This is a genomic window from Polaribacter sp. R77954 (assembly GCF_044595335.1).
Lineage (GTDB): Bacteria > Bacteroidota > Bacteroidia > Flavobacteriales > Flavobacteriaceae > Polaribacter.
Genome location: NZ_CP138992.1, coordinates 1,196,033 through 1,220,479, shown reverse-complemented (window position 1 = coordinate 1,220,479; position 24,447 = coordinate 1,196,033). Strand labels below are relative to the sequence as shown.

Below are 24,447 nucleotides of genomic sequence, written 5' to 3'. Positions count from 1 at the left end.
CTTAATTTAAGAAATGTCAATAACTACATCTTCAATGTTTTTTCTTACCTTTTTCAAATCTTTCATATAATCATCTTCTGCCCTAAAACCAACTGGTAAAACCAAAACAGAAGTCAAATTATGTTGGTCTAGTTGTAAAACTTCGTCATATTTTTCAGGTATAAAACCTTCCATAGGGCAAGCGTCAATTTTTTCTAAAGCGCATACTGTTAGTAAATTACCTAATGCTAAATAGGCTTGGTTCTTATTCCAGGTTAATAATTCTTCTTGGGTTTTCTTTTCAATTTCAGTAGTTAAAAACTTTTTAAAAGGATCAATTACAGCATCTGGAGTTGCCCTAATTTTTTGCACCAAATTAAAGTATTTTTCTACTTCATTGGTAGAGTATTCTTTTGGGATGCAGATTATTAATACGTGAGATGCTTCTAAAACTTGAGGTTGATTCCACGAATGTGACACCAATTCTTTTTGGATATCTTTATTTTTAATGACCAACAACTTTAAAGGTTGCAAACCATAAGAGGTTGCAGTTAAATTAAATGCCTCTTTTAAGGTTTCTATTTGTGTGGTTGATAGGCTTTTATTAGTGTCGAATTTTTTAACAGCATAACGCCATTGTAAACTTTCTATTGCATTCATATCTTTTATTTATAATGCAAAAATACAGGCAAAACAATGTTAATAACCCTAGTTGTGATTGGTAAAATTGATATGAACATAAATTTTTTGTACCTTGAAATCAAAAAATGATGAATGAGGACTTCTTGTATTATATTTGGCAATATAAACTCTTTTCTAAAACTACTTTATACACCACCGAAAATAAAGAAATTTATATTCGTAAATCGGGTTTACAGAATACACATACTGGGCCAGATTTTTTAAATGCACAAGTTGAAATTGACAAGCAACTTTGGGTTGGGAATGTAGAAATGCACATAAAATCGTCTGATTGGTATTTGCATAAACACGAAGAAGATGTAAATTATGATGCTGTAATTTTGCATGTGGTTTGGGAATATGATGCTGCTATATTTATGAAAAACAGCCAACCTTTGCCTACTTTAGAATTAAAACATTTTGTTGATAACAGTGTTTTGATGAACTATAAATCGTTGTTTTATCGGCAAAAATATTGGATTCCTTGTGCGAATCAAATTTCTAGGGTTGATGGTTTTTTGATTGATCATTGGTTAGAACGTTTGTATTTTGAACGTTTACAGCAGAAATCTACTTTAATAAAGGACTTATTAGAAAAGTCTAATGACGATTTTGAAGCTGTTTTATTCAAGTTATTAGCTAAGAATTTTGGACTAAAAATAAATGGAGATGCCTTTTTACAATTGGCAAATTCTATCGATTTTTCTGTGATACGAAAAGTGCGTTTTAATGAAAATGAGTTGATGGCATTATTATTTGGTCAAGCTGGTTTTTTAGATGAAGAATTGGAAGATGTTTATCATCAAGATTTAAAATCAACATATCAATATGTACAACACAAATATCAATTAAAACCAATTGCTAAGAATAATTTTCAGTTTTTTAGAATGCGCCCAAATAATTTTCCTACCATTCGAATTGCGCAATTAGTAAGTTTATACATAGCTCATCAAAACTTGTTTTCAACATTAATGTCCATTTCTAAAAAGGAAGATTTTTATGCGTTGTTCAGTTTTAAAATTAATGCCTTTTGGCAAACTCATTATACGTTTGAAAAAGCCTCGAAAAAATCACCCAAAAAACTAACGAAATCGTTTATAGATTTGCTTCTTATCAACACTATTATTCCTTTAAAATTTGTGTATTTACAACATAGAAATTCCTTGAATCAAGAGGAATTCTTAAACTTGATAAAACAAATACAACCAGAAAAAAATAGTATTATCAGTAAATTTTCTGAGTTGCACATCAAAGCAAAAAATGCGATGGAAAGTCAGGCATTGTTGGAATTAAAAAATAAATATTGCACCGCAAAAAGGTGTTTACAATGTGCAATTGGCAATAATTTATTGCGAAAATAGGTTTTATTTAAAAAAAGTGTAACCTTTATGGTAAAGATGTAGTCAAAGATAAAATGACTCACAACAACGACCAACACTATATTACTAAAGTAATCAACGGAGATACAAATGCGTTTGCCTATCTTGTTGATAACTATAAGAATATGGTGTTTAGTTTGGCTTTTAAAATGACGAAAAAGAGGGAAGAGGCAGAAGAAATAAGTCAAGATACGTTTATAAAGGCATATAAGAATTTGGCAAAATTTAAAGGTGATTCTAAATTTTCGACTTGGTTGTATCGTATTGCGTATCACACAAGTTTAGATGCTATTAAAAAGCAAAAAAACAACAACAATACTTTTGAAATTAATGAAATTATGTTTAATCAGATAGCAGCTGTAGAAGATATTTTACAAGGTATTGCTCGTAAAGAAAGGTCTGTTTTAATGGATAAATGTTTGCAAAAATTACCCCATGAAGAACGTTCTTTAATTTGGATGTTTTATTACGATGAGCTATCTTTAAAAGAAATTATTGAAGTAACAAGCTTATCTGAGGCGAACTTAAAAGTAAAGTTACACAGAGGAAGAAAGAAATTACTCGCTATTGTTAAAGACAATTTAGCACCAGAAATGATAGAAAATTATGGGAGAAAATAAACATATAAAGGAATTGGATGTTTTTGCGAGAAAGTATGTAAAAGAAATTCCACAAGAACAACTTCCTATTGATTTTACATCAAATTTGATGCAAAAAATACATTTAGAGCCTAAGGCTAACGTTTTTAAAACACAGGCTTTAATCTCTAAAAAAGGTTGGTTTAGTATTGCTGCATTTGCAATTTTAACGTTGCTTTTGGCTTTTAATACTTCAAGAAAAGATAATTTGAATATTCCAAAAATTAATTTTTCTTTTTTTGATTTACTTCAAGATTCCCATATTTTAAAAGGATTTTCTTTGTCTACCACAACTGTTTACGCTTTTATTTTCTTTGGATTAATGATTGCTATTCAATTTACTTATTTAAAAAAGTATTTTGATAAACGGATGAGTGAGTAAGACAAATTGTTTTCTTTAAGAGGAGAAAAAATTCTTATGGATATAAATAATAGTAAAATTTTAAATTTAAAAGGCTTGTCAAAGGGAATTTATATTCTAAAAGTTGAAACTAATAAAGGATTTGGGATTAAAAAAATTGTCAAAAACTAATAAATTACATAACCGCTATTTATGTAATTTTTTTAGCATAGTGTATTCAAAGCTAGACTTTTTGTTTTGGTAATGTGGTCAAAAACTAAAAATAGATTTAGTAATTTTTTGGGCTTAAAAGGCTTTTAAGGAACTTTATACTTAACATAGTTAACAAGCTTAAAAACGGAAAGATGGCAAAAAAGAAAATCATTATGACTAAACCATCAGATAAAGATTTTAAATTTTTTATAGCCAATACGTGTATTCCTGAATAGTAAAGAACAACTGACAATATAACAAGCATAAACAGTTGTTTTGCGGTATTTTTTTTCATAATCGGGGGATAAAAAAGTTATATGAGTCGTAAATTTACGGTTTTTTGAAAATAAATGAAAAATATCTTAAAGAAATTACTGAAATTTAGACATTTAAAAAATATTAGTTTTTATTTTTTTCCAAATTCTTGTAAGAAATAACCCTGAAATTACTGCTAATAATGATGTAATTATTGCATTTGTAGTTTTACCATAAATCCAGTATCCAGTGGCAAATAAACAGCTATAAATTAAAATACAACCTAAGAGCATTGCTAAAATTCCTGAAGGAACATTCCAATTTTTGTTTTCTTCAATTATTTTTTCTGATTTTGGTAACTTTTTTAAAACTGCCAACCAACCAGGCCCTCCAGGCTGCGTTTTATGATAAAATTTAATGAGGACTTCTTGTTTTTCAGGTTTTGTTATCAAAGTTATAATTAACCAAATTAGCGTAGTTGTAAAAACTATTACTGGCAATTTGAACCAAATTGGAAAAATGCCAGCTTCACCAAAAAACAAACTACTTATATTTTCTGATGAAAAAACTAAAGAAATAATTCCTGATACTAACATTGCAGAAATTTCACTCCAAGCATTTATTCTCCACCAAAACCATCGTAAAATAAAGATTAATCCAGTACCAGCACCAAACATAATTATAATATCAAAAAGTTGTTTTGCATTCTGAAGGTATAAAGCAAACACAGCACTAAAAACCATTAAAACTAAGGTAGAGATACGTCCTACAGAAACTAGATGTTTTTCAGAAGCATCTTTTTTTATGTGTTGTTTGTAAAAATCATTTACAATATAAGAAGATCCCCAGTTTAAATGCGTAGAAATTGTAGACATGTATGCTGCAATTAAAGAAGCCAAAACCAAACCTAATAAACCACTAGGTAATTTTGTAAGCATTGCAGAGTATGCCAAATCATCACCCAGTTTATCTTGAGAAATATTAGGAAAAGCCTCTTGTATACTAGATACATCAGGAAAAATTATGAGAGAAGCTAAGGCTACTAAAATCCAAGGCCAAGGACGTAAAGCGTAATGCATAATATTAAAGAAAAAAGTAGCTCCAATTGCGTGGTTTTCATCTTTTGCAGCTAACATTCTTTGGGCAATATAACCACCACCACCAGGTTCTGCTCCAGGATACCAAGAGCTCCACCATTGTACCGCTAATGGAATTACAAGAAGTGTAATTAAGGCCTCTGTATTACTAAAATCTGGTAAAATAGATAGTTTGTCTACAACATTTTTGTGTGCAATTAATGCTTCAATTCCGCCAACTTCTGGTAAGTTTACTAAGTAATAAGCAGCGCCAATAGCACCAGCCATTGCTGTAAAAAACAATATAAAATCTGTATAAACTACACCTTTAAATCCGCCAATGGCGCTAAAAATTACAGTTACTGTGCCAGCATATATAATGGTTTCCCAAGGTTGTAGCCCTAACATTATACTACCAATTTTTATGGCGGCTAAAGTTACGCCAGCCATTGCAAAAATATTAAATAAGAAACCTAAATATAAAGCTCTAAACGCTCTTAAAAACTTTGCAGGTTTTCCTCCATAGCGTAATTCATAAAATTCTATATCTGTTTTTACTTCTGATTTTCGCCATAATTTTGCATATATAAAAACAGTTAGTAATCCTGTAATTAAAAAAGCCCACCACATCCAATTAGAGGAAACACCATCTTTTCTAACAATATCGGTTACAAAATTAGGTGTATCAGTAGAAAAAGTTGTGGCTACCATAGACACTCCTAACAACCACCAAGGCATATTTCTACCAGAAAGAAAGTATTCAGTTGCGTTTTTTCCTGATTTTTTTGAAACGTAAATCCCAATAAATAAGGTAATCAGAAAAAAAGAAATAATTAAAACATAATCTAGCGTACTTAAGTTAATCATATACCAATTGTTATTTAATTACAATTGCTGCAATATAAAAATTCTATGACCAATTTAAAGTTTTAGGATAATGCTTTTTTAAATAATCTTTTATAATGATGATATCGTCTTTAGCGGTTAAATCTGGCACGTGTTCAGAAACAGGAATTCCTAAAAAAGAATTTGGATAATCTGCAATACAATTTAAAACAACAGTTGGCAATTCTTTTTCATTTCTTATAGGATGAATAGGACAGTTTTTCAAATAAGGAAACATCATTTTACCATCTAATTTAAACAGGTTCATACTTATTCGTATTTTTCCCTCTTTATCTTCATATTCTTTAACTTTTTCTGTAGTTGGTTTTTCAATAATATCTTTTAAATAATTTTCATCATTTAAATTCATAACTGCAAAAGAATATATTTTCTGTAAAGAAAATTCTAAAGCATCTCTATCATAAGATATTAATGCGTTTTTAGAGTTTGTTTTTCTCAGTAATTTTAATGAATTTATAGTGTATAAATTATCGCTATTGCAAACCGTAAATTGTTGATTTTTCAGATTTGGAAATTGTTCAACTGCTTGAAAAACAGCATCTGCAGTGCCAAAAGGTTTTTCTCTGTTTTTAGGGATATATTGAATTGGAAATGATATGTTTAATCCGTAGAAATTATTATTTGCTTTTTTTGGACCGTAAAATTCTTTGAATAAACTACCTTGTTCATTAATAACAATATAGATGTTTTTATAACCTGCTTTTTTTGCATTATATAGTAAATAATCCATTAAAGGCCTGCCAGAATTACTTACACTAATTAAGCTTTTACTTCTTTGATTTGCTTGCAGAATTTCTTTTTCATTTACCAATGTTGAAGTAGCTGGTTTTTTCATTCTTGAAGATATTCCACCTGCTAAAATTATTAAATTAGTATGCATTTTTTTGAGTTAATAATTGGTTACTGAAATTCGTGCGCCTTCATCAATTTTAGCGATATAAATACTTTTTGCACCAGCATTTAAAATGGCCTTAGAAATTTCTTTTTCTTTATGTTTAGGCGATAAAACTGCAATACTACCACCACCACCAGAACCCACAATTTTTGCTCCTAAAGCACCAGCACCAATAGCAGCATCAATCATAATATCAATTTTTGGTACTGTAATTTTTAAAAGATTTTTTAAATAATGATGATGTTGATTCATTAAATCTCCAATTTCAACAAGATCTAATTTTTCTTTTTTAAAGGATGCTAAAGCTTTTTTTGTAACATCAAAATTGCCCAAAGCAGCTTCAAAATAAGGTTGTATATCATCAGAAACATGATTGAGGTACCTTTGTAAATCTTCGATTTTTGCTGTATTTAAATTAAAATTTGGCACTTTATCTTTAACTTCTTCAATAGCTTTCCAAGCGTTTGTTTTTAATTGTTTTAATAAGCCTAAGGTTTCTTTTGGTACACCAGAATCTGCCATAATTAAATTAGTTAAAGGAGCTTTTAATATTTGATAAGAAAAATCATTGCCAGTTTCTAAATAAATAATATTTCCTAAACCTATACTGTACTGATCCATTTTACCACCAGGTGCATTAAATTCTAATACTTCAGCTTCAAAGGCAATTTGAGAGACTTTTTCTGGCGTTAACAATGCTTCATCACCAAAAGCTTTAATTAAAAATTGTACCCATGCTACAACAAGTGCAGACGAACTTGAAGTGCCAGAGTTTATTGGTATTGTACCTGTTATGTGAATGTTATACCCATGATTTGGTGTGCAATTATATCTTTTTAAAACTTGTAGTGTAGATTGAAAAAAATCTTCTTTTTCTAAGATGCCAAATTTATCATAAATACCTATGGTTCTTTTTGTGTTGATATCAGGTAAATCAATTTGAAACGTATTAAAATTATTTTTTTTTGCGGTTAATGTAATGTGTTTGTTGATTGCACAAGCTATTATTGGTAAGCCTAAATAATCTTGATGATCTCCAAATAGGCATGTTCTTCCTGGCGCAATTGAAATAATTTTCTCCAAAATTGATTATTTTTTTTCTACATATTCATCAGGAGCAAAATAAATTCCTCTAGATTCCCAATGTTTCTGCAAGTTTTTAAGTCTTACTTTAAAATCATTAAAATTTTTGTTTTCTTTTTGTGTCCAACCTACTTCTGCGTAAGCTGCAATCCTTGGAAACACTTTGTAATGCATTTCTCCATTTGTTGGTATCCACTCACCCCACATTTGGCAACCCAAACCAATTACTTTATCATGGTATTTTTTATTTAATTTTTCTGGTACAGGGTTAAATGAGTAAGCTTTAGATAAGGGTAAATTTTTATATTTATAATCTAAGTAGGTAAAAGTATGTAGCGAATTTACTATTTCATAGCCATTACTTGCAGCAGTTGTTGCTAAATCTACATCACCTTTCCAAAAATGGATAATACTTTCTTGTGCTAATTTTTGAGTAGTTTTGGTGTCTTTTTTATTTTGATAATGATGCAAATTATGTCCCATAATTTCATTCCAGCCCATCATTCTACGTCCTTTACTTTGTAAATATTTAGAGATGTTATTTGTAAAATAAACTTGTAAATCAGCAGGAGTTGCCAAATTATTACTTTTCATATATTTTTTAACAGAAGCAGCATTTTTCCAATGATTGTATTTTACTTCATCACCCCCAATATGAATTACTTTTGATGGAAAAAGTGTCATCACTTCGTCTAACACATCTTTTAAAAATTGAACAACCCTTTGGTTTGTAACATCATAAACATCTTTACCAACACCAAATTTTATAGGTACTTCTATTTCTTTTTTTGAAGTACCCAACCAAGGATAAGAAGCTATTGCAGCAGAGGAATGCCCAGGCATTTCAATTTCTGGCACAACAGTAATACATCTTTCTTTAGCATAAGCTACAATTTCTTTTATTTGCTGCTGTGTATAAAAGCCTTTATGAGTTTCACCAGATTGTATTGGGCTGTCCCATTGTAAAGGGCCAACTTGTGTGCTTTTTCTTTTTGATCCAATTTCTGTGAGTTTTGGATATTTTTTGATTTCAATACGCCAACCTTGGTCGTCTACCAAATGCCAATGAAATACATTCATTTTTAAAAATGCCATTTCATCTAAAAGCATTTTAACTTGCTTCATACCTTTAAAATAGCGTGCTTCATCTAACATAAAAGCTCTCCATTTAAATCTTGGAGCATCTATGATTTTTATATCTTTGATTTCTATATACTTTTCATATTTAGAATAATACGAATTGTAATCGCAAAGTTGTTTTAAAGTTTGAACGCCATAAAACCAACCAGCTTTGTTTTTTGCGCAAATAATAATTTTATTATTCTCAACTGTTAATTCGTAAGCCTCTTCAGTTAAGTTTTCATCTACTTGAAAACTGATGTAGTTTTTTTTTAAATTTTGATAATCTGTAGTTTTTAAAGATAAACCATAACTTTCTTTAAAATAATGTTGAAGGTGAGTAGCGATTGTTTTATTAGTGTTATCAAAAACAATTTGAGTTTCATTACTAATTTTTAAAGAGCTTGTTCCTTCAATTATTTTTTGAGGTTTGGGTGTAATATGTGTTTTTTGTGCATTCATCATTAAAGTCGTAAACCAAAAGAACATACTAAAAAGTAAAATACTGTTATTTTTTATTGAATTGAGATATGCCATTGTATCTAAAAAATACGTTTTTATTGATTCATTTTTAAAAAAGATAGGTGATATTTTATACCTAAATTAAACATTACACTACTTAAATCACCTCCTTTAGCTTTTACATAACCTCCAGAAGTTCTAAAACTTAAACTATTATTAAGTTTATAATTAAAACCAGCAGCCGGTTTAAAAATTAAACCCTCACCAGTACTAATATCTCCACCACCAGCTGCACCAGCCAAAACTTGACCAAAAAGCGTAACTTTATCATTTAAAAAGGGGTTAGATTTTGCACCAAAACCTACAATTCCTTCTGCATAAGCTCCAGCATTTCCAAAACTGGCAAAAGCGGTTTGGCCTGCAACAAAAATGTTTTTAGTTAAATCGAAGTTGATTTGTAATGCTATTTGGTGTAAATCTTCAGTTGGTATTGTTCCATCTCTTTCAGCATCTAAATAAACATCATGTTTAACAACTACTTCAAAACCTTTAAATTTTCCGCTAGTGAAAGATTTATCGGAAATTATACCACTTCTTTCTACATAATATTTTAAACCCACACCTAAAGAAGAGGTGTTAAAATGTGAGTTTGGAGAGATTACAAAACCTTTATTTATAGATAAAAAGAAATCATTAAAAATTCGTTGTTCAATTGATACATCAGGATATAATAAAAAACCACCTTGAGTATCAACACCACCACCACCAGCAGCACCAACCCCAAATTTTGCTAAAATATTGGTGTTGTTTTTATAAATGGGTAAAAGATAACCACCACCTAAAAATACATCCATAAAACCGGCTTTTATACCATCAAAAGCACCATCAACTTTTAAAAATGCAAACCAATTATCGGTAAAATAGTTGGCTAATTCAAAACCTGCCAATCTAATTGTAGCATTTCCATATCGCCTAATATTAGGGTTATCAATATCTCCTCTTATTTTTAAATTATTTTGATGAAATAGTAATGATGTTCTCTTTGAATCAATATTCCAACTAGAATTTTGTAAATCATCAAAATTAAATTCGTTTTCAGATACGTTATAATCTGAATAGGTATAGTCTAAAGGTATCTCTAAAGCAACATTAAATTGGTGTCCTTTAATTAATCCATCATCAAAAAAATCTACATAGCTCCAACCTGAATTTAAAGAGAAGCTTTTAAAATCATACCCCAAATTAAAATGAGGTAAGATAAATATACCACCTCCATCTGGAGCAGAAGCACCACCACCTGCACCTAAATGAAAGCCAGAATCTACATAAAAATCTTTTCCAATATATTTTTTTATTCCTGCATTTACACCTAAAGTAAAAAATCCACCTCTGTTGCCACTAACAGCACCATAAATACCTGCACCTGCATACGCCCAATCATTTAGCATTAAATTATAATGAATACCTGTGAAACCCATATTTTTTTCATTTGGGATGCTTGTAATAGGCATATCAATAGAGAGGAAATCTATTTTACCAAATGCTTTTTGAAGCTTTTTTTCAGGAACATTTTTTTGTTGAGCAATAATACAAACACTTGTTATTGAAAACACGAATAAAAAAAATATTTTTTTCATTTTTATAAATTATCTTTTGTAATGGTTATTATTATTACTTTTAATGTTGTTGAATTGCTGCATTTTGCAGTACTTTTTAAAGTTTTTTAATACCTTTTTTTACTAAAAGAGCGGCTGTACTTTGTTTTTTACGGTTATAGGGGGTTGAAAAAAACTTTTGCCTCTCGTTTTTCATGATTTAAATGACTTGCTAAAGCTCATTTTTTTGCATCTAAATATTGTATAACTTGACTGTTTATCAAATTTATTCTAAGTTCGTATAGAATACTTCCATCTCTATTATTCACGCTATTAAAATAGTATGATATTGGTAATGAATTTCTATATGAATCATCATAAATTGATTGTTTTTAGAACCAGATTTGATATTGATTTTACATTGTAATTTGGTTTATATAAATAAGTTATGCATAAATTAATGTCTCTAGATTTATTAATCAAATACAAACCACAATCAATTTTTAAATGATTATTAGAAGTGATTTTTAAACCTTGAAAATTGCTTGTATGCATAAATTTTTATGTGTCTGCTATTTACAAATTTAATGAAAAACTATGAGCATAAAAAAAGTCTCGATGAAAACCGAGACTTGAGCTTTAGTGTCTTATACCCCTAAAAATAAAACACATAAAGTAGCTACAAATATAGAAAATAATTTTAATTACTTAAATTATTAAGCGTAAAATATTGTTAATCTGTTAGCTAATTGCTAATTTTACTGCAAATAACTAATATTTGCTTGTCTTTAGCGTTTGTTGTTAAGAAAATATATATTTCGCCCCCATCTTTTATTTTAGTTTCTTTTCTAAACTGGGCAACAGTTTTAGGGTAATTTCTTGAGGTTATATTTGCTTTTTTATGTGGCAATAATTTTCTGAGTTTTTTCTTATCATAGGTTATTGTTTGATTTACCTTAAATCTTCTTCCCGGAAAATTTATAATTTCGTTTGATGTGTATAAATGAGAATGTTGGTGTAATTTAAAAATATTTAATTGTTTCGCTATTTGATGAAATCCACCAGATTTTAAAATGGCCACATTGGGTTCGTATAAATAGGTGAGTGGCATTGCGTATTTTGATTCAGCTTTATCTTCAAAAATAAATTCAAATTCTTGGACGGAGTTTTTTTGAAAATTAATGGTTTTAATTTTTATTTCTCCTTTAAACTCTTTTTGTAGTAAAAAGAGCAGTTCTTTTACTTCATTATTTACGGCAACTATATGAACTTCTTTAACATTTTTTAAATCTTTAAGAGTGTTTGAAATATCTAAAATAGGAGAAACTTTTATTAAAATATGTTTAGCTTTTGTAAAAAAGAAATCGATTTTTGGAGGAATGTAAGGTTGGCAATCTTTCAATAAAAACACTTTACCTTTTATATCATCTCTTCTTGATGGATCTATATAAATGCAATCAAAAGTATCTTGAGTTTGTTTTAAATAGTCAAACCCATTTATTGCAGTGGTTTTTATATGTTCTGTTTTTAATTGTTGATAATTATACTTTACAATGTCAGACAACTCTTTGTTAATTTCGCAATGTGTTACTTGTTTAAATTGTTTTGAAAAAAAGTAACAATCTATACCAAAGCCACCAGTAATGTCAATAATTTTATCACCTAAAACCAAACCTGATTTATATTTTGCAGTTATTTCTGAAGAGGTTTGTTCAATGCTTAATTTAGGTGGATAATACAAGTTTTTAGCAGAAAACCAAGTAGGTAGCTTTTTTTTACATTTTTGTTTTGCAATAATTTGATTGGCCAATTCTTGTACAGATACTTCTTTAAAAGGACTACCTTTTAAAATCAGTTTTGTAATTTCAGTATTTAAATGATCAGCAATAAATTGTTGAACTTCTGGGTTTAGAATATGTGAATTCAAAAGAAATTATAGGCTTTTGGTTAAAGATTTAACGATTTTATTTTCTGATAGAAATTCTTTTAAAATAACTTTAAGTGCAGTGTATGTAGGCACAGCAGTGATCATGCCTATAATTCCAAAAAGTAAACCGCCAATAACAATTATAAGAAAAATTTCTAAAGGATGAGATTTTGTGGTTTTTGAAAAAATTATAGGCTGGCTCACAAAATTATCTAAAATTTGAGCAAGACCATAGCAAAATAAAATCCAAAGAGAAGTAGGTAAAATTTCTGTTTGAAACTCTAAGCCAATATTACTTGTCATTGATAAAATAAACATTAAAACTGCCCCAATTAATGGGCCAACATAAGGTATTAAATTTAATAAAGCACATAAAAAAGCAATTACAATTGCGTTAGAAATATCAAATGATAGTAGTATAATGGTGTAAATAATAAACAATATTAATATTTGAATAATTAACCCCAAAAAATAGCGAGAAAGTAAATCGTTAATGGTTTCTAAAGATTTTGAAAAACGATTTTCTGTATTATTTGGGATGATGGTTAAAATACCTTTTTTGAGTAATTGACTATCTTTCATAAAGAAAAAAGAGATAAATAATATCGAAAATAATCCAATACTTAAAGACCCTAAAGCAGCAATTATGGAGTTAAATAAATTGGGAATTGCTTTAAATTGATTCGCAAAATCCATGCTTTCAATTTCTTTTAAAATGTCAATACCTTTTGATGAAAAATAAGCGGTAATTTGATTAAAAACATCTTGTATGTTTTCTTGTAATTTATCAACCTCTAATAAAGATAAACTTCTGCCTTGCTCTAAAACTAAAGGAATAAATAAAATTACGATACCCGTTAATAAGCCTAACATAAAAACCATTGTAGTGATAACTGCTAAGGTGTTTGGAAACTTTAATTTTCTAACTAAAAAAAGAATAAATGGCCTACCTATTAATGATAAAACTCCGGCTATAATTATGTAAATAATTACAGATTGAATTTTAAGTAAAAAATAGCCTAGTAAGAATATGCCTAAAATAACTGCCAAGGCTCTTAATATTCCGTTTGCTATTGTTTTTGAAGTCATAAAAATAAAGTATTAAGAGGTATAAATTTACTTAATAATATTGTCTAACCAAGTAAAAGCAATTAAAAGTATTAAAACAATTGAGCCTAACAGCATTAAATCATCAGTGAATAACAATCCAAGAAAAGCACTTGCCAACATTGCTATACCCACACCAAAATGAAACAGTTTTTTGTTTTTTGAGGTGATAAGAAATGCTCTAGGATATGGTACTAAACTACAAAGAAAAGCAAATCCTAAAAGCAAAAAATATTGATTGTCTAACGCAGCATAACTTACTATTGCTAAAATGGCTCCTAAAAGTAATATTTGAAAAGCACGACCACTTTTTTGTTGATTCTCATCTAACAAATACTTCCCATAAGTATCAAAAATTAATATAGCATTAGATAAAGATTCCATTAGCCAGCCACCTAAAGCAAAAAGTAAGTAAGCTATGATAATAGGAATTACTAAAAAAGTGTAGGTTGTATTTGACAATAATTTTACCGAAAAACGATAGGTTAAATATATACCAATAATAAAAACCCATTGTTGTTTTGAGCTTTTCTTGCTCATCCAAAATGAATATTTTAAATAAAGGTTGTAAATAATATTTTTTGATTTTAATGCTGTACTCATTCCTTCTCTGGCATAATCAAAATTAGGGTCTAAAGCTAACGCTTGTTTAAAGTGATGTAATGCTTCATTGGTATTGCCGTTTTCTAATTTAGACCAGCCAACATTTGCGTGAGAATATACATTTTCTGGATCTTTTTCTAATAAATTTTCTATGGTTGATGAAACCTCTTCTTTACGTTCTAATTTGGTTAAAGCTTGCACTCGTGCATTTAAACATAATTTATTATTAGGGTCTAATGCCAAACCTTCATTGGCGAATTTTAAAGCAGATTCATACTCTTTCTCATTTAAATTGATGTAAGATTTTTGCCCAAAAAAATCAGCCTCATAAGGATAAATACTAATGGCTTTATCTATAAATTCGAGTGCTTTTTTAAAATTACTTTTGCTAAAATAAATTTGAGAAAGTAAAAAATATGCATTCTCATCATCTGGATCTATTTTTAATAATGCATTTGCTATGTCTTCAGATTTTTCTAAATCGTCTAAATTTAGATAAGCGTGTGCCAAATGAAAAAGCGAATTGAAATCATTTGGAATATCTTGCAACGCTTTTTGAAAATAAGGAATTGCATCTTGATATCTGCCCAAACTAAAAAGTTGTACACCTCTTAAATAATGCTGATTTTCCATTATTTTTTAATTTTAAGATAGGTTAATACTTCATCATACAGGCCAGAATCATTAGCGTATAAAGCGTAGTTTTTTGCAGAATTAAACCATTCTTTTGTACTTGGTTTTACTTTTTTAATCGCTTTTAAAATATCTTTAGATTGTAAAGGTTTCGGAATTCCGTCTTTAAACGATTCCCTTAATTTTTGCTCAATAGCCACATCAATTACAGCATTAATATCTGCACCCGAAAATTGATTGCTTTTTTTTGCAATGTCTGTAGTGTCAACAATATTTGTTGGTTTGCCATTGAGTTTGATGGAAAAAATAGCTTTTCGGGCTTCTAGATCTGGTGGAGAAACAAAAATAATTCGATCAAATCTTCCAGGTCTTCTAAAAGCAGGGTCTAAATGCCAAGGTGTGTTTGTGGCTCCTAAAATTAAAACCCCTTCATTATCATTATTTAAACCATCTAATTCACTTAAAAATTGATTGATAATTGTTCTTCCAGAAGATTTATTTACATCGTTTCTGTTGGCGCCAAGTGCATCAATTTCATCAAAAAAGATAACACAAGGTGTATTTCTTCTAGCAGTTTCAAAAATTTCGTGGAGGTTTTTTTCCGAATTTCCAATCCACAAGTCTAAAATATCGTTGATACTTACATTGATAAAATTCGCATTAATTTCTCCAGCAGTAGCTTTAGCAATATGTGTTTTTCCACAACCTGGTGGGCCGTATAATAAAATTCCACCACCTATTTTTTTACCATAAGCTTTGTACAATTCAGGATGTTGTAAAGGTTTTATAATTTTTAATGCAATTTCTTCCTTTACTTGCTCCATACCTCCAATATCTTTGAATTTGATGGTTGGTTTTTTTAGGAATTGAAGTGCATCATCATCTACAAAATCTTCATCTGCTGAGGGAGTTGCATTCACTCTTAACTTTTTATCAAAATCATCGTTTTTATAATTATGATTTTGATTTAAAATAGTAATATAGATGTCTTTTGCTTTCGATATTTCATTTTGATGCAAATAGCAATAGCATAACAATTCTAAATGTTTTTCATCCGATGAAGTTTCTGTAATTTCTTCTAAAACAATTTCTGCTGGAGCATATTTATTTTGTTTGAAATAGATTTTTGCCAACTCAAATTTCGCATCAATATGATTCCGATCTAAATCTAATATTTCTGTTAAAAAGCTTTCTGCTTTATCAACGTCATTATTTTGAATGTACAGTTTTGCAATTTGTAATTTTAAAGGAATATTATTTGGTGAAAATTGCAAGGCCTCTAATAGGCTGTTTAATAAATCGTTGTTCATAGTTTAATTGTAACCTTTTACCTCTCCCATACTCAGTTGATTACCACCAGAAAATGTGTGATTTGTTGGTAATAATGTGCCACTTTCTGTGGTAATCCAATCTTGCCAAGTGGCTGGTGTGCCATTCATTCTGCCATTTTTAAGATACATTTTATAGCTTTTTGGAACGTAGTTTTCGTCTAAAAGCCACACATAGCTATCACCAGGAGTTGTGCCTCCACTTGTATACGTAACTCTTAAAGCAGTTTCGTTTTCAATATTTTCTATGGTTCTAACCACACCATCATCAAATAATTTGTGAGGAGCCACTAACCAAAATGAATCGTTATTAAAAATATCCCAAGCTCTTTTTACAATTTTTTCATCAGTATCTTCTTGTTTTATTCCTTCAAAATAAACCGTACTTTTTTCCTTTGCTTGCGGATGTAAAATCACTTTAAATTTATCCCAAGAAACATCTACAATATGTTGTTCTTTATCCCATTTAAAATTTCTTCTTCCTCTAAAACTCCACTCAATAAATTTAGTGTTTTTATAGTTTTCGTGTTTTATGGCTTTTAAAATTTTGTGGGCTAATAAGTTTGCTTTTTGATTGTACGCTTTTACATTTCCCATAGAAATTTCCATTCCAAATAAAGAAAGTGTGTGTTTTGTTGGGAGTTTGATTCCTGCTTCTGTGTTTTTCCAATCAGACCAAGAACCAGAAACGCCTCCAATAGGAATGATTGATGTCCACATTTTAAAGGAAGTAGGGAAGTAGTTGTCATCTAAAATCCATAAGTAAGAATCGCCAGGAGTAGAACCTCCTGAAGTATAGGTGATAAGTAATGCGTCTTTTCCTTCATAATTTACGATACTTCTCTCAGTACCTGGATCAAAAATTTTATATGGTGCTACTAACCAAAAAGAATCGTTGTTAAAATAGCGGATTGCTTTTTGCAAAATTTCTGGATTATCAACCTTTTTTTTGTTGATAAAAATTACTGATTTAGAATTGTCTTTGGTATTCAGTATCACTTTATTTTCGTCCCACTTTACTTCTACAATTCCTTTTTGTTTGTACCATTTATAGAAGTTTTGCGCTCTAAAACTCCACTCTAAAACTTCTGTGTTCTCAAAAGCTTCGTGATGAATTGCATTGAACATTTTAATGGCTAGTGCATCTGCTTCTTTACCTTTTTTACCTTTTGGTAAATCTTCATTATTGATGAAATAATACACAACAAAAAAACCAATAAATAAGGCAAGAATGGTTCCTGTGATTTTTAAAAACTTCTTCATAAAAAAATTGATAAATTAATTAGCTAATTTATCAATTTTTAATCATTCCTTTATTTATTTTGGTGATAATAATCTGAAACGTATTTGAGGTTTTATAATTAACTGTTTTTTATCAATAATTGGCTAAAGAATAGTTTTTATAAACGATTAGCGTTGCTTTTTTTGTAGGAATGATTTTTTATGATTATTGTATTTTAGCATTAAAAATTTTTGTAAACTTTTTAGGTAAATCTTTAGAAACTATAATTTCTTCTTTTGTAAAAGGATGTATAAACTTTAGCTCGTGGGCTTGTAAATACAAACCTTTCCCATTCAACACCAAATGGGTTTTTCCATAATTTTTGTCTCCTAGAATTTGATGGCCAATACTAGATAAATGTTTTCTAAGTTGATGTTTTCTACCTGTTTTTGGTTTGAGTTCAACCAAATTTAAAACCGTAAAACGTTTAGATTTTGCAGAAAGTATAACCTTAAATTCAGTGGAAGCATTTTTACCATCAACCTTAAAATTTATGAATCCACCAGAACACATTTTACCAATAGTAATGGCATAATATGTTTTTTCGATTTCTTTATTTTCAAATAATTTATTCAATTTTAAAAGGGCTGCACTTGTTTTTCCAATTAGTAAAACTCCACTTGTGGGGTAATCTAATCTGTGAATGGGTTGTGGTTTAACAGCATCAGTTTGGTTACTTTTGGTAAGATTTTGAGTTAACGCATTTGTAATAGTTACAAACTTATTTCCACTTACTAAAATCCCAGCAGGTTTGTAGATAATAGCTAAATAATCATCTTCAAATAAAACTTCTACATCAAGTTTTAATCGCTCAAATGTTAATTCGTTTTCTGATTGATACAATTCAATCTTTTCTCCTCCATAAATATATTTAGAAGTGCTTGCTAAAACACCATCAATAAAAATGAGTTCTTTTTTAATTGCTTTTTTAATGCCAGATTTAGTTGGAATCGTTTTAAAAATTCCCACTCCATATTCTTGAAAACGAATTGGTTTTTCTTGTTTTGTAGCAATATAAGTTTCTGAGATGATCAATATAGAGTCATTAAAAGTGGCTGTCTAAAAAGTTAATTTAGCTGTCATTTTACGCGAAGTCGAAAAATCTATAGAATTGATTTTCAATAAACAAGATTTCTCCATTACAGTCGAAATGACAAATTTTAATACTCTTTAGAGAGCCTCTTTATTTTTAATTATCAGACTTATAACCTTTTGGTCTTTTAGAACGAATAGGCGCTTTAGGCTCGGGTTTTATTATAAACTCATTTTCTTTTAACAATCTTAAAGCTTCTTCAACTGCTTTTTCTAATTGAGGATCGCTACCACTTAAAACTTCTTTTGGGGTTTGATGCACTTCAATATCTGGTGCAACTCCTTCTCCTTCAACAGCCCAATTTCCATCAACATCATAAAAACCACCTCTTGGTGCTACCATTCTTCCACCATCTATAAAACGTGGAGTATCCCAAGTACCAACTAATCCACCCCAAGTTTTTGTGCCCACTAAAGGACCCAAATTTTTCTCTTTAAACATATAAGGTAATAAATCTCCTCCAGAACCCGCTCTTTCGTTTATAATCATCACTTTTGGGCCCCAAATTCCAGCCATTGGTGTTGTCCAAGGTTTTCTGCTTTCAGATTTGCTATTAAAATAACCAACTACTTCTCTAGACATAATATCTATCATATAATCTGCAGCAGAGCCACCTCCATTATTACGTTCATCAATAATAACACCTTTTTTGTCTTGTTGCGAAAAATAATATCTATTGAAAGAAGTAAAACCAGGATTACTTGTATTAGGCACATACACATAAGCTAGTTTACCTTTAGAAAGTTGATCTACTTTTCTTCTGTTACTTTCAACCCAATCTATACTTCTCAATCTGCGTTCGTTTGCAATTGGAGTTATTAAAACAGTTCTAGCTCCTTTTTCTGAGGGTTTATTATTTACTGTGATGTATATTTCTCTACCAGCAGTTTGTTCTAATAATTGATAAGGATTCATCTCTGAAGTTAAAGAAACGCCATTAATTGCCAGTAAATAATCGCCTTCGTTTACATTAATACCTGGTAAACCTAAAGGAGAAAAAATATTCGGATTCCAACGTTCTCCTTTATAAATCTTTTTAAATTGATATTTTCCGTTTTTAACCTCAAAATCTGCGCCTAAAAGACCAACAGGAATGTAACCGAAATCAGGGAAATCTCCACCAGAAACATAAGAATGTCCAATAGCAACTTCACCACTCATAATATCAACTACATAATTTAAATCTGTTCTATGTTTTACATCATTTATCCAAGGTGCATACCATTTGTAGATGTCATCCCAAGGAGCTCCATGCACATTATCTACGTATAAAAAATCGCGCATAAAACGCCATCCTTCTTTAAAAATTTGATGCGCTTCTGCTTTAGGATCAACTTTTATTTTAAGATTTGTTTGTAAAGTTTCTTTACCTGCTTTTGCAGCGCTAGTATTGTTTAAACTCCAATTGCCTCTTTTTGAAAGTAATATTGATTTTCTGTCGTTTGAAGAAGTCATAGAAGAAACTCCGGTTGCAAAAACCGTAGCTTTTTCTTTGGTAACATCATAAGAATGTAAGGTTAATCCACTAGAGTTAGGAATAGCTTCTGCAATAAAAACGTTGTTTTTCGGGGCTTTTAATAAGCCTACATAATTTCTTGCAGGTAAATCTAAAACTACAGCTCTGTCAAATAATCCATTTTCATCAATAATGGTTTTTGGTGTGTCTTTCGTTTTTTCATCACCTTTTTCTTTCTTGGTTTCTTTATCTTTTTTAATTTCTTCCTCATCTGTTTTTGGCAAAATCGGTGCTTTGTCTTTAGAATTTAAAACAATTGCATACAAAGCTCTTGTAACACTTGGGTCGTAAGAACTCATATCTAACCAGCCTGTTTGCAAACCATAATCTGTACTTGCTAAAGTGTAAATATATTTTCCTGATGCATCCCAAACAGGTGTAATGGCATCTGCAATTTTATCTGTAATTTGAACTGTTTTTTTAGTACTAAGCTGATAAGCATAAATAGATTTAAAACTATTGTTATTCTGTTTTGCATAGGTAATCCAATCGCTATCAGGAGAAAATTTAGGATTCATACTTCTGTTAGGATGTGCAAAACTATCAGCATCTGCTTTTGTTAATTTTTTAGTTTCTAAATTGATAATCCAAATTACAAAATTGGTATCTGTATAAGCAATGTGTTTTCCATCTGGAGACCAATCTGGTTGAAAGTAAAAAGTAGGATTTGGCAATTTTATATATTCTTGATTGGCTCCTTTTTGATCTGCCAAAACCAATTCATATTCTCCATTTTTATCAGAAAACCAAGCAACTTGATCGCCCTTTGGAGACCAAATAGGAGAACGGTCTGCAACACCAGAAGAATTGGTTAAATTTCTCCAAGTTCCGTTTTCTTTAGGAACCGTAAAAATATCTCCTCGATGTTCAAAAATGGCTCTTTTTCCTTTTGGAGAAACATTTGGATTGGTTAAACTACGTCCAGAAACATCCATCCATCTTGTTCTTGAATAGTTTAAATCTCCTTTTACATTGATAATAATTTGTTTGGTTTCTTTTGTCTCCGGATTTAATTTGTGTAAAAAACCTCCTTGTTCGTAAACAATTCCGTTTGTGTTGGCATCAATATTTTTAACATCAAACTTTTTATGAAATGTAACTTGTGTTTCTGTTTTTGTGTTGATGTTGTAAGACCAAATATTTGCGGTATAATCTCTCTCAGAAATATAATACACATTACCTTTATACCAAACAGGATTAACGTGTCTTTCGCCATCTAATTGAGGTGTTTTTATTAAATCTTTTGTTTTTAAATCTACAATCCAAATAGGCATTGCTTGTCCACCTCTGTAATTTCTCCATTCTGCGTCCCAACTTGTAATTGGTGTGTAAGCTATGTATTTGTTGTCTTCAGAAATTTCGCCAAAAGCAGCTCTTGGAATGTCAAAAGCTTTTGGCATTCCCCCTTTTGTAGAAATGGTATAAAATTTATTAGTTTGGGTAGGTTTAGAGGCTCTATCTGATCGAAATAAAATTTCTCCATCAGGTGTCCATCCTTGCACAAAATCATTATTTGGATGATAGGTTAGTCTTTTGGGTTCACCACCATTTACAGAAACAATATACACATCTCTATTTCCATCATATTGAGCTGTAAAGGCAATCCATTGCCCATCTTTAGAAAAACGAGGATTAGATTCATAACCATCATCACTGGTTAGTCTTATTGCATTTCCACCATTTAAAGGCGCTTTCCATAAATCTGCAGCGTGCACAAAAACAACGTTTTCAGAAGATAAAGTGGGTTGTCTTAATAATCTGGTGCCTTGAGAAAAAGCAGAATAGCTAATGATGAAAGAAAGAAGAACGATTATTTTTTTCATAATAAAGTAGTTTGATTTGTGCCTTAAAGGTAAAGAAAATCGAACTGAAAATAAGAATGAAAAAAGTTAAAGAAAAACTACTTTGCAAACAACTGCCCAATATCTTGAAAAGCTTTAAATTCTAAAGCATTGTTTTCTGGGTCTTTAAAAAACATCGTGGCTTGTTCGCCAACTTTTCCTTTAAAACGGATGCAAGGTTCAATTTCAAATTTTGTGTTTGCGGCTTTTAAATTATCAGCTAAAGTATGCCAATCTTCCCAAGTTAACACCACACCAAAATGTGGCACAGGAACATCAAAACCATCTACAGGATTTGAAATTCGTTGCGGTTTAAAATCGTCTTTTTGATGAATCACCAATTGATGCCCAAAGAAATTAAAATCTACCCAGTTTTCGGTTGAACGACCCTCTTCGCATTTTAAAATATCTCTGTAAAACGTTCTGCAAGGCTCTAAGTTTTGAACGGGAATCGCGATGTGAAATGGTTGTATCATAGTGGTTTATGTGATTTTGATTTATGCTTTTTTTACGCTATAGTTATTTTGTTTATTGTTGATAAAAATAGTGATAATTGTTGTAAAAATTTAAGATAACTAGGTGTTAATTTTGCGCTGTTTAACCAATTTGTATCTTGTTTTTATTCAACTTTAAAATTGTTAAGTGTTGACATGGTTTTAATTATAAAAAAAAGGCTTCGTTTAAAGTAGCGTTAGCCATTTTAGATTGATGTTAGAGAATAACAATTTACCAAAACAGCAATTTTGTAAAATTTTGTTTTTTTTGTGAAAAAAATAATTCACAATATGTTTTGATGTGGTTGTAAAAGAAAATAAATAGTATTTTTACAAAACTCAACCAAAAAATTAATCGAGGTCTTTTGAAAAAATCTTTCATAAAAAAACGTTTCAATAAGCTTTTAAAACAAAAAGAAGCGGATAGAGAAATATCTCATGAAGAGGTTTATACTGTGGGTATTATAGCTTCTGGAGAAATATATAAATGGCTTAAAATAGAAAATGAGGTTGAAAAAATATTAGGTTTAGGTAACGTTAGAATATACAATTACAGACCTTACAGTAAAATGGATGTACCTTCTTATAAATTTTTTAACGAGAAAGATTTTAATTGGAAAGGTGAAGTGAAAAATAAATATTTCAAATCATTTATAGAAGAACCACATGATTTGCTTATAGGTTATTTTAATAAAAATAATTTATATCTAGAAAATGCTGTATTAAGGTCTAAAGCAAAATTTAAAGTAGGTTTTGCCAACGTAAACCAAGCTTTGTATGATATGGAAATTGTAGAAACACCAACAAAAATAGAAAGTTTTCTATCGGAATTAAAGAAGTATTTAATCATACTAAACAAACTAAAAAATTAAACTTTACATTAAAAGTTGTGTATTCTTTGTCACAACTTATTATTTTTTGAAAAGATTCAATTTGAAAATTGTAATTTTACCCCCTAAATAATTAAATAATGCAAAAATTTGTTGGTACAGGTGTTGCTTTGGTTACTCCTTTTAAAAAAGATTTAACTGTAGATGTTGATGCGCTTATAAAACTAGTTAATTTCAATATTGAAAATGGAACAAATTATTTGGTGATAAATGGTACTACTGGAGAAAGTGCAACCATAACTAAAGAAGAAAAACAATTGATTATTGATGTTATTGTAAAAACAACCAATAATCGAATTCCTTTAGTTTTGGGTGTTGGAGGTAACAATACTTTAGAAGTTGTTAAAGAGCTAAAAACTAGAGATTTTTCTGGAATCGATGGTATTTTATCAGTAGCACCATATTACAGTAAGCCAACACAAGAAGGTTTTTATCAGCATTATAAAGCTATTGCACAAGCAACAGATTTGCCAATTATATTGTATAATGTACCAGGTAGAACTGCAAAAAATATGGAGCCTTCAACCACTATGCGTTTGGCAAAGGATTTTAGTAATATTGTGGGGGTTAAAGAAGCTGGTAATAATCAGCAACAATACAATGCCTTATTAAAAGATAAACCAGCAAATTTTTTAATTATTTCTGGTGATGATGATTTGGCTTTGGGTGTTGCTTTGGCTGGAGGTTCAGGAGTTATTTCTGTGATTGGACAAGCTTTTCCAAAAGAATTTTCTAAAATGATTCAATTAGGATTAGAAGGAAAAAATAAAGAAGCCTATAAAATTCATTTTAAGATGATGGATGTAGTAGACTATATTTTTGAAGAAAATAACCCAGCAGGAATTAAAACCGTTTTGCAAGAATTAGGCATTTGTTCTAATGACGTTCGTTTGCCATTGGTTAAGGCAAGTGCAACATTACATGCCAAAATAGCTAAATTTGTAAGCGAATTCTAGTATTTTGATACAAAAACATCACGTTTAGGTATTCTTAACAAACTTTTAGTATCGTTTTATTAATTTTTTCACTCTTTTTTGTGGATTATTGCACTGCAATTTAGTTTTTACATAATCTATAGATTTACTTTAAAATTGAAGGTTCAAAAAACTAAA

20 protein-coding genes are annotated in these 24,447 nt (G+C 29.8%); 6 read left to right on the top strand and 14 right to left on the bottom strand.

Annotation, left to right across the window (positions count from 1 at the left end; all coding sequences use genetic code 11):
* Positions 1-6 precede the first annotated feature (6 nt).
* On the bottom strand, positions 7-639 hold the full coding sequence (locus tag SJY27_RS05255; RefSeq protein ID WP_397447213.1) for an NAD(P)H-dependent oxidoreductase: 633 nt from the start codon (positions 637-639) through the stop codon (positions 7-9).
* A gap of 107 nt (positions 640-746) precedes the next feature.
* Here SJY27_RS05255 and SJY27_RS05250 point away from each other — a divergent pair, with 107 nt between their 5' ends.
* The 4 genes from SJY27_RS05250 to SJY27_RS05235 are packed head-to-tail and all read left to right on the top strand — an operon-like array spanning position 747 to position 3,209.
* The gene (locus SJY27_RS05250) at positions 747-2,021 is read left to right on the top strand and encodes a DUF2851 family protein (protein ID WP_397447212.1); all 1,275 of its coding nucleotides are present in this window, start codon (positions 747-749) and stop codon (positions 2,019-2,021) included.
* A 53-nt stretch (positions 2,022-2,074) separates the two neighbouring features.
* A complete protein-coding gene (locus tag SJY27_RS05245; protein WP_397447211.1) occupies positions 2,075-2,659 on the top strand; it encodes an RNA polymerase sigma factor in 585 nt (194 codons plus the stop codon).
* Positions 2,646-3,059 carry a hypothetical protein gene (locus tag SJY27_RS05240; RefSeq protein WP_397447210.1) on the top strand — a complete coding sequence of 138 codons (414 nt, stop codon included), beginning with the start codon at positions 2,646-2,648 and terminating at the stop codon, positions 3,057-3,059. Before SJY27_RS05245 ends, SJY27_RS05240 begins: the two co-directional genes overlap by 14 nt.
* A 6-nt stretch (positions 3,060-3,065) precedes the next feature.
* Complete coding sequence (locus SJY27_RS05235; RefSeq protein WP_397447209.1) at positions 3,066-3,209, top strand: T9SS type A sorting domain-containing protein; 144 nt, start codon at positions 3,066-3,068, stop codon at positions 3,207-3,209.
* A gap of 410 nt (positions 3,210-3,619) precedes the next feature.
* On the opposite strand, the gene SJY27_RS05230 is transcribed toward SJY27_RS05235, so the two are convergent.
* The 13 genes from SJY27_RS05230 to SJY27_RS05170 all read right to left on the bottom strand — a co-directional run bounded on the left by SJY27_RS05230 (position 3,620) and on the right by SJY27_RS05170 (position 22,427).
* A complete protein-coding gene (locus SJY27_RS05230; protein ID WP_397447208.1) occupies positions 3,620-5,428 on the bottom strand; it encodes a sodium:solute symporter family protein in 1,809 nt (602 codons plus the stop codon).
* A 43-nt stretch (positions 5,429-5,471) separates the two neighbouring features.
* Positions 5,472-6,347 carry a sugar phosphate nucleotidyltransferase gene (locus SJY27_RS05225; protein ID WP_397447207.1) on the bottom strand — a complete coding sequence of 292 codons (876 nt, stop codon included), beginning with the start codon at positions 6,345-6,347 and terminating at the stop codon, positions 5,472-5,474.
* Between the two features lie 9 nt (positions 6,348-6,356).
* Entirely contained in the window at positions 6,357-7,445 is a 1,089-nt protein-coding gene (locus SJY27_RS05220) for a mevalonate kinase (RefSeq protein ID WP_397447206.1), read from the bottom strand.
* Positions 7,446-7,451: 6 nt separating this feature from the next.
* Complete coding sequence (locus SJY27_RS05215; RefSeq protein WP_397447205.1) at positions 7,452-9,101, bottom strand: beta-N-acetylhexosaminidase; 1,650 nt, start codon at positions 9,099-9,101, stop codon at positions 7,452-7,454.
* Positions 9,102-9,121: 20 nt separating this feature from the next.
* On the bottom strand, positions 9,122-10,663 hold the full coding sequence (locus tag SJY27_RS05210; RefSeq protein WP_397447204.1) for a hypothetical protein: 1,542 nt from the start codon (positions 10,661-10,663) through the stop codon (positions 9,122-9,124).
* A 703-nt stretch (positions 10,664-11,366) separates the two neighbouring features.
* Positions 11,367-12,548 (bottom strand): RsmD family RNA methyltransferase, encoded by a 1,182-nt coding sequence (locus SJY27_RS05205; RefSeq protein ID WP_397447203.1) that lies wholly within the window; start codon positions 12,546-12,548, stop codon positions 11,367-11,369.
* A 6-nt stretch (positions 12,549-12,554) separates the two neighbouring features.
* Entirely contained in the window at positions 12,555-13,637 is a 1,083-nt protein-coding gene (locus SJY27_RS05200) for an AI-2E family transporter (protein ID WP_397447202.1), read from the bottom strand.
* A gap of 27 nt (positions 13,638-13,664) precedes the next feature.
* Entirely contained in the window at positions 13,665-14,891 is a 1,227-nt protein-coding gene (locus SJY27_RS05195; RefSeq protein WP_397447201.1) for a tetratricopeptide repeat protein, read from the bottom strand.
* Complete coding sequence (locus SJY27_RS05190) at positions 14,891-16,201, bottom strand: AAA family ATPase (protein ID WP_397447200.1); 1,311 nt, start codon at positions 16,199-16,201, stop codon at positions 14,891-14,893. Before SJY27_RS05190 ends, SJY27_RS05195 begins: the two co-directional genes overlap by 1 nt.
* A gap of 3 nt (positions 16,202-16,204) precedes the next feature.
* Positions 16,205-17,482 (bottom strand): hypothetical protein, encoded by a 1,278-nt coding sequence (locus tag SJY27_RS05185; protein WP_397447199.1) that lies wholly within the window; start codon positions 17,480-17,482, stop codon positions 16,205-16,207.
* 184 nt (positions 17,483-17,666) lie between these two features.
* The gene (locus SJY27_RS05180) at positions 17,667-18,536 is read right to left on the bottom strand and encodes an RluA family pseudouridine synthase (RefSeq protein ID WP_397447198.1); all 870 of its coding nucleotides are present in this window, start codon (positions 18,534-18,536) and stop codon (positions 17,667-17,669) included.
* Positions 18,537-18,690: 154 nt separating this feature from the next.
* On the bottom strand, positions 18,691-21,933 hold the full coding sequence (locus SJY27_RS05175) for a PDZ domain-containing protein (protein WP_397447197.1): 3,243 nt from the start codon (positions 21,931-21,933) through the stop codon (positions 18,691-18,693).
* Positions 21,934-22,010: 77 nt separating this feature from the next.
* On the bottom strand, positions 22,011-22,427 hold the full coding sequence (locus SJY27_RS05170) for a VOC family protein (RefSeq protein WP_397447196.1): 417 nt from the start codon (positions 22,425-22,427) through the stop codon (positions 22,011-22,013).
* Between the two features lie 383 nt (positions 22,428-22,810).
* Between SJY27_RS05170 and SJY27_RS05165 the strand changes: the two genes are divergently transcribed.
* Both SJY27_RS05165 and dapA read left to right on the top strand, forming a co-directional pair.
* Positions 22,811-23,317, top strand: coding sequence for a DUF6913 domain-containing protein (locus SJY27_RS05165; RefSeq protein ID WP_397447195.1), 507 nt, complete (start codon positions 22,811-22,813; stop codon positions 23,315-23,317).
* A gap of 98 nt (positions 23,318-23,415) precedes the next feature.
* Positions 23,416-24,291: a 4-hydroxy-tetrahydrodipicolinate synthase gene (gene dapA / locus SJY27_RS05160; protein ID WP_397447194.1), complete on the top strand. Its 876-nt coding sequence runs from the start codon at positions 23,416-23,418 to the stop codon at positions 24,289-24,291.
* Positions 24,292-24,447: the final 156 nt, after the last annotated feature.

Bases quoted from the DNA above. Each gene is read 5' to 3' on its own strand.
- SJY27_RS05230 (WP_397447208.1), bottom strand. From the start codon at position 5,428: ATGATTAACTTAAGTACGCTAGATTATGTTTTAATTATTTCTTTTTTT.
- SJY27_RS05240 (WP_397447210.1), top strand. From the start codon at position 2,646: ATGGGAGAAAATAAACATATAAAGGAATTGGATGTTTTTGCGAGAAAG.
- SJY27_RS05200 (WP_397447202.1), bottom strand. From the start codon at position 13,637: ATGACTTCAAAAACAATAGCAAACGGAATATTAAGAGCCTTGGCAGTT.
- SJY27_RS05175 (WP_397447197.1), bottom strand. From the start codon at position 21,933: ATGAAAAAAATAATCGTTCTTCTTTCTTTCATCATTAGCTATTCTGCT.
- SJY27_RS05210 (WP_397447204.1), bottom strand. From the start codon at position 10,663: ATGAAAAAAATATTTTTTTTATTCGTGTTTTCAATAACAAGTGTTTGT.
- SJY27_RS05185 (WP_397447199.1), bottom strand. From the start codon at position 17,482: ATGAAGAAGTTTTTAAAAATCACAGGAACCATTCTTGCCTTATTTATT.
- SJY27_RS05225 (WP_397447207.1), bottom strand. From the start codon at position 6,347: ATGCATACTAATTTAATAATTTTAGCAGGTGGAATATCTTCAAGAATG.
- dapA (WP_397447194.1), top strand. From the start codon at position 23,416: ATGCAAAAATTTGTTGGTACAGGTGTTGCTTTGGTTACTCCTTTTAAA.
- SJY27_RS05195 (WP_397447201.1), bottom strand. From the start codon at position 14,891: ATGGAAAATCAGCATTATTTAAGAGGTGTACAACTTTTTAGTTTGGGC.
- SJY27_RS05170 (WP_397447196.1), bottom strand. From the start codon at position 22,427: ATGATACAACCATTTCACATCGCGATTCCCGTTCAAAACTTAGAGCCT.
- SJY27_RS05255 (WP_397447213.1), bottom strand. From the start codon at position 639: ATGAATGCAATAGAAAGTTTACAATGGCGTTATGCTGTTAAAAAATTC.
- SJY27_RS05250 (WP_397447212.1), top strand. From the start codon at position 747: ATGATGAATGAGGACTTCTTGTATTATATTTGGCAATATAAACTCTTT.
- SJY27_RS05190 (WP_397447200.1), bottom strand. From the start codon at position 16,201: ATGAACAACGATTTATTAAACAGCCTATTAGAGGCCTTGCAATTTTCA.
- SJY27_RS05215 (WP_397447205.1), bottom strand. From the start codon at position 9,101: ATGGCATATCTCAATTCAATAAAAAATAACAGTATTTTACTTTTTAGT.
- SJY27_RS05245 (WP_397447211.1), top strand. From the start codon at position 2,075: ATGACTCACAACAACGACCAACACTATATTACTAAAGTAATCAACGGA.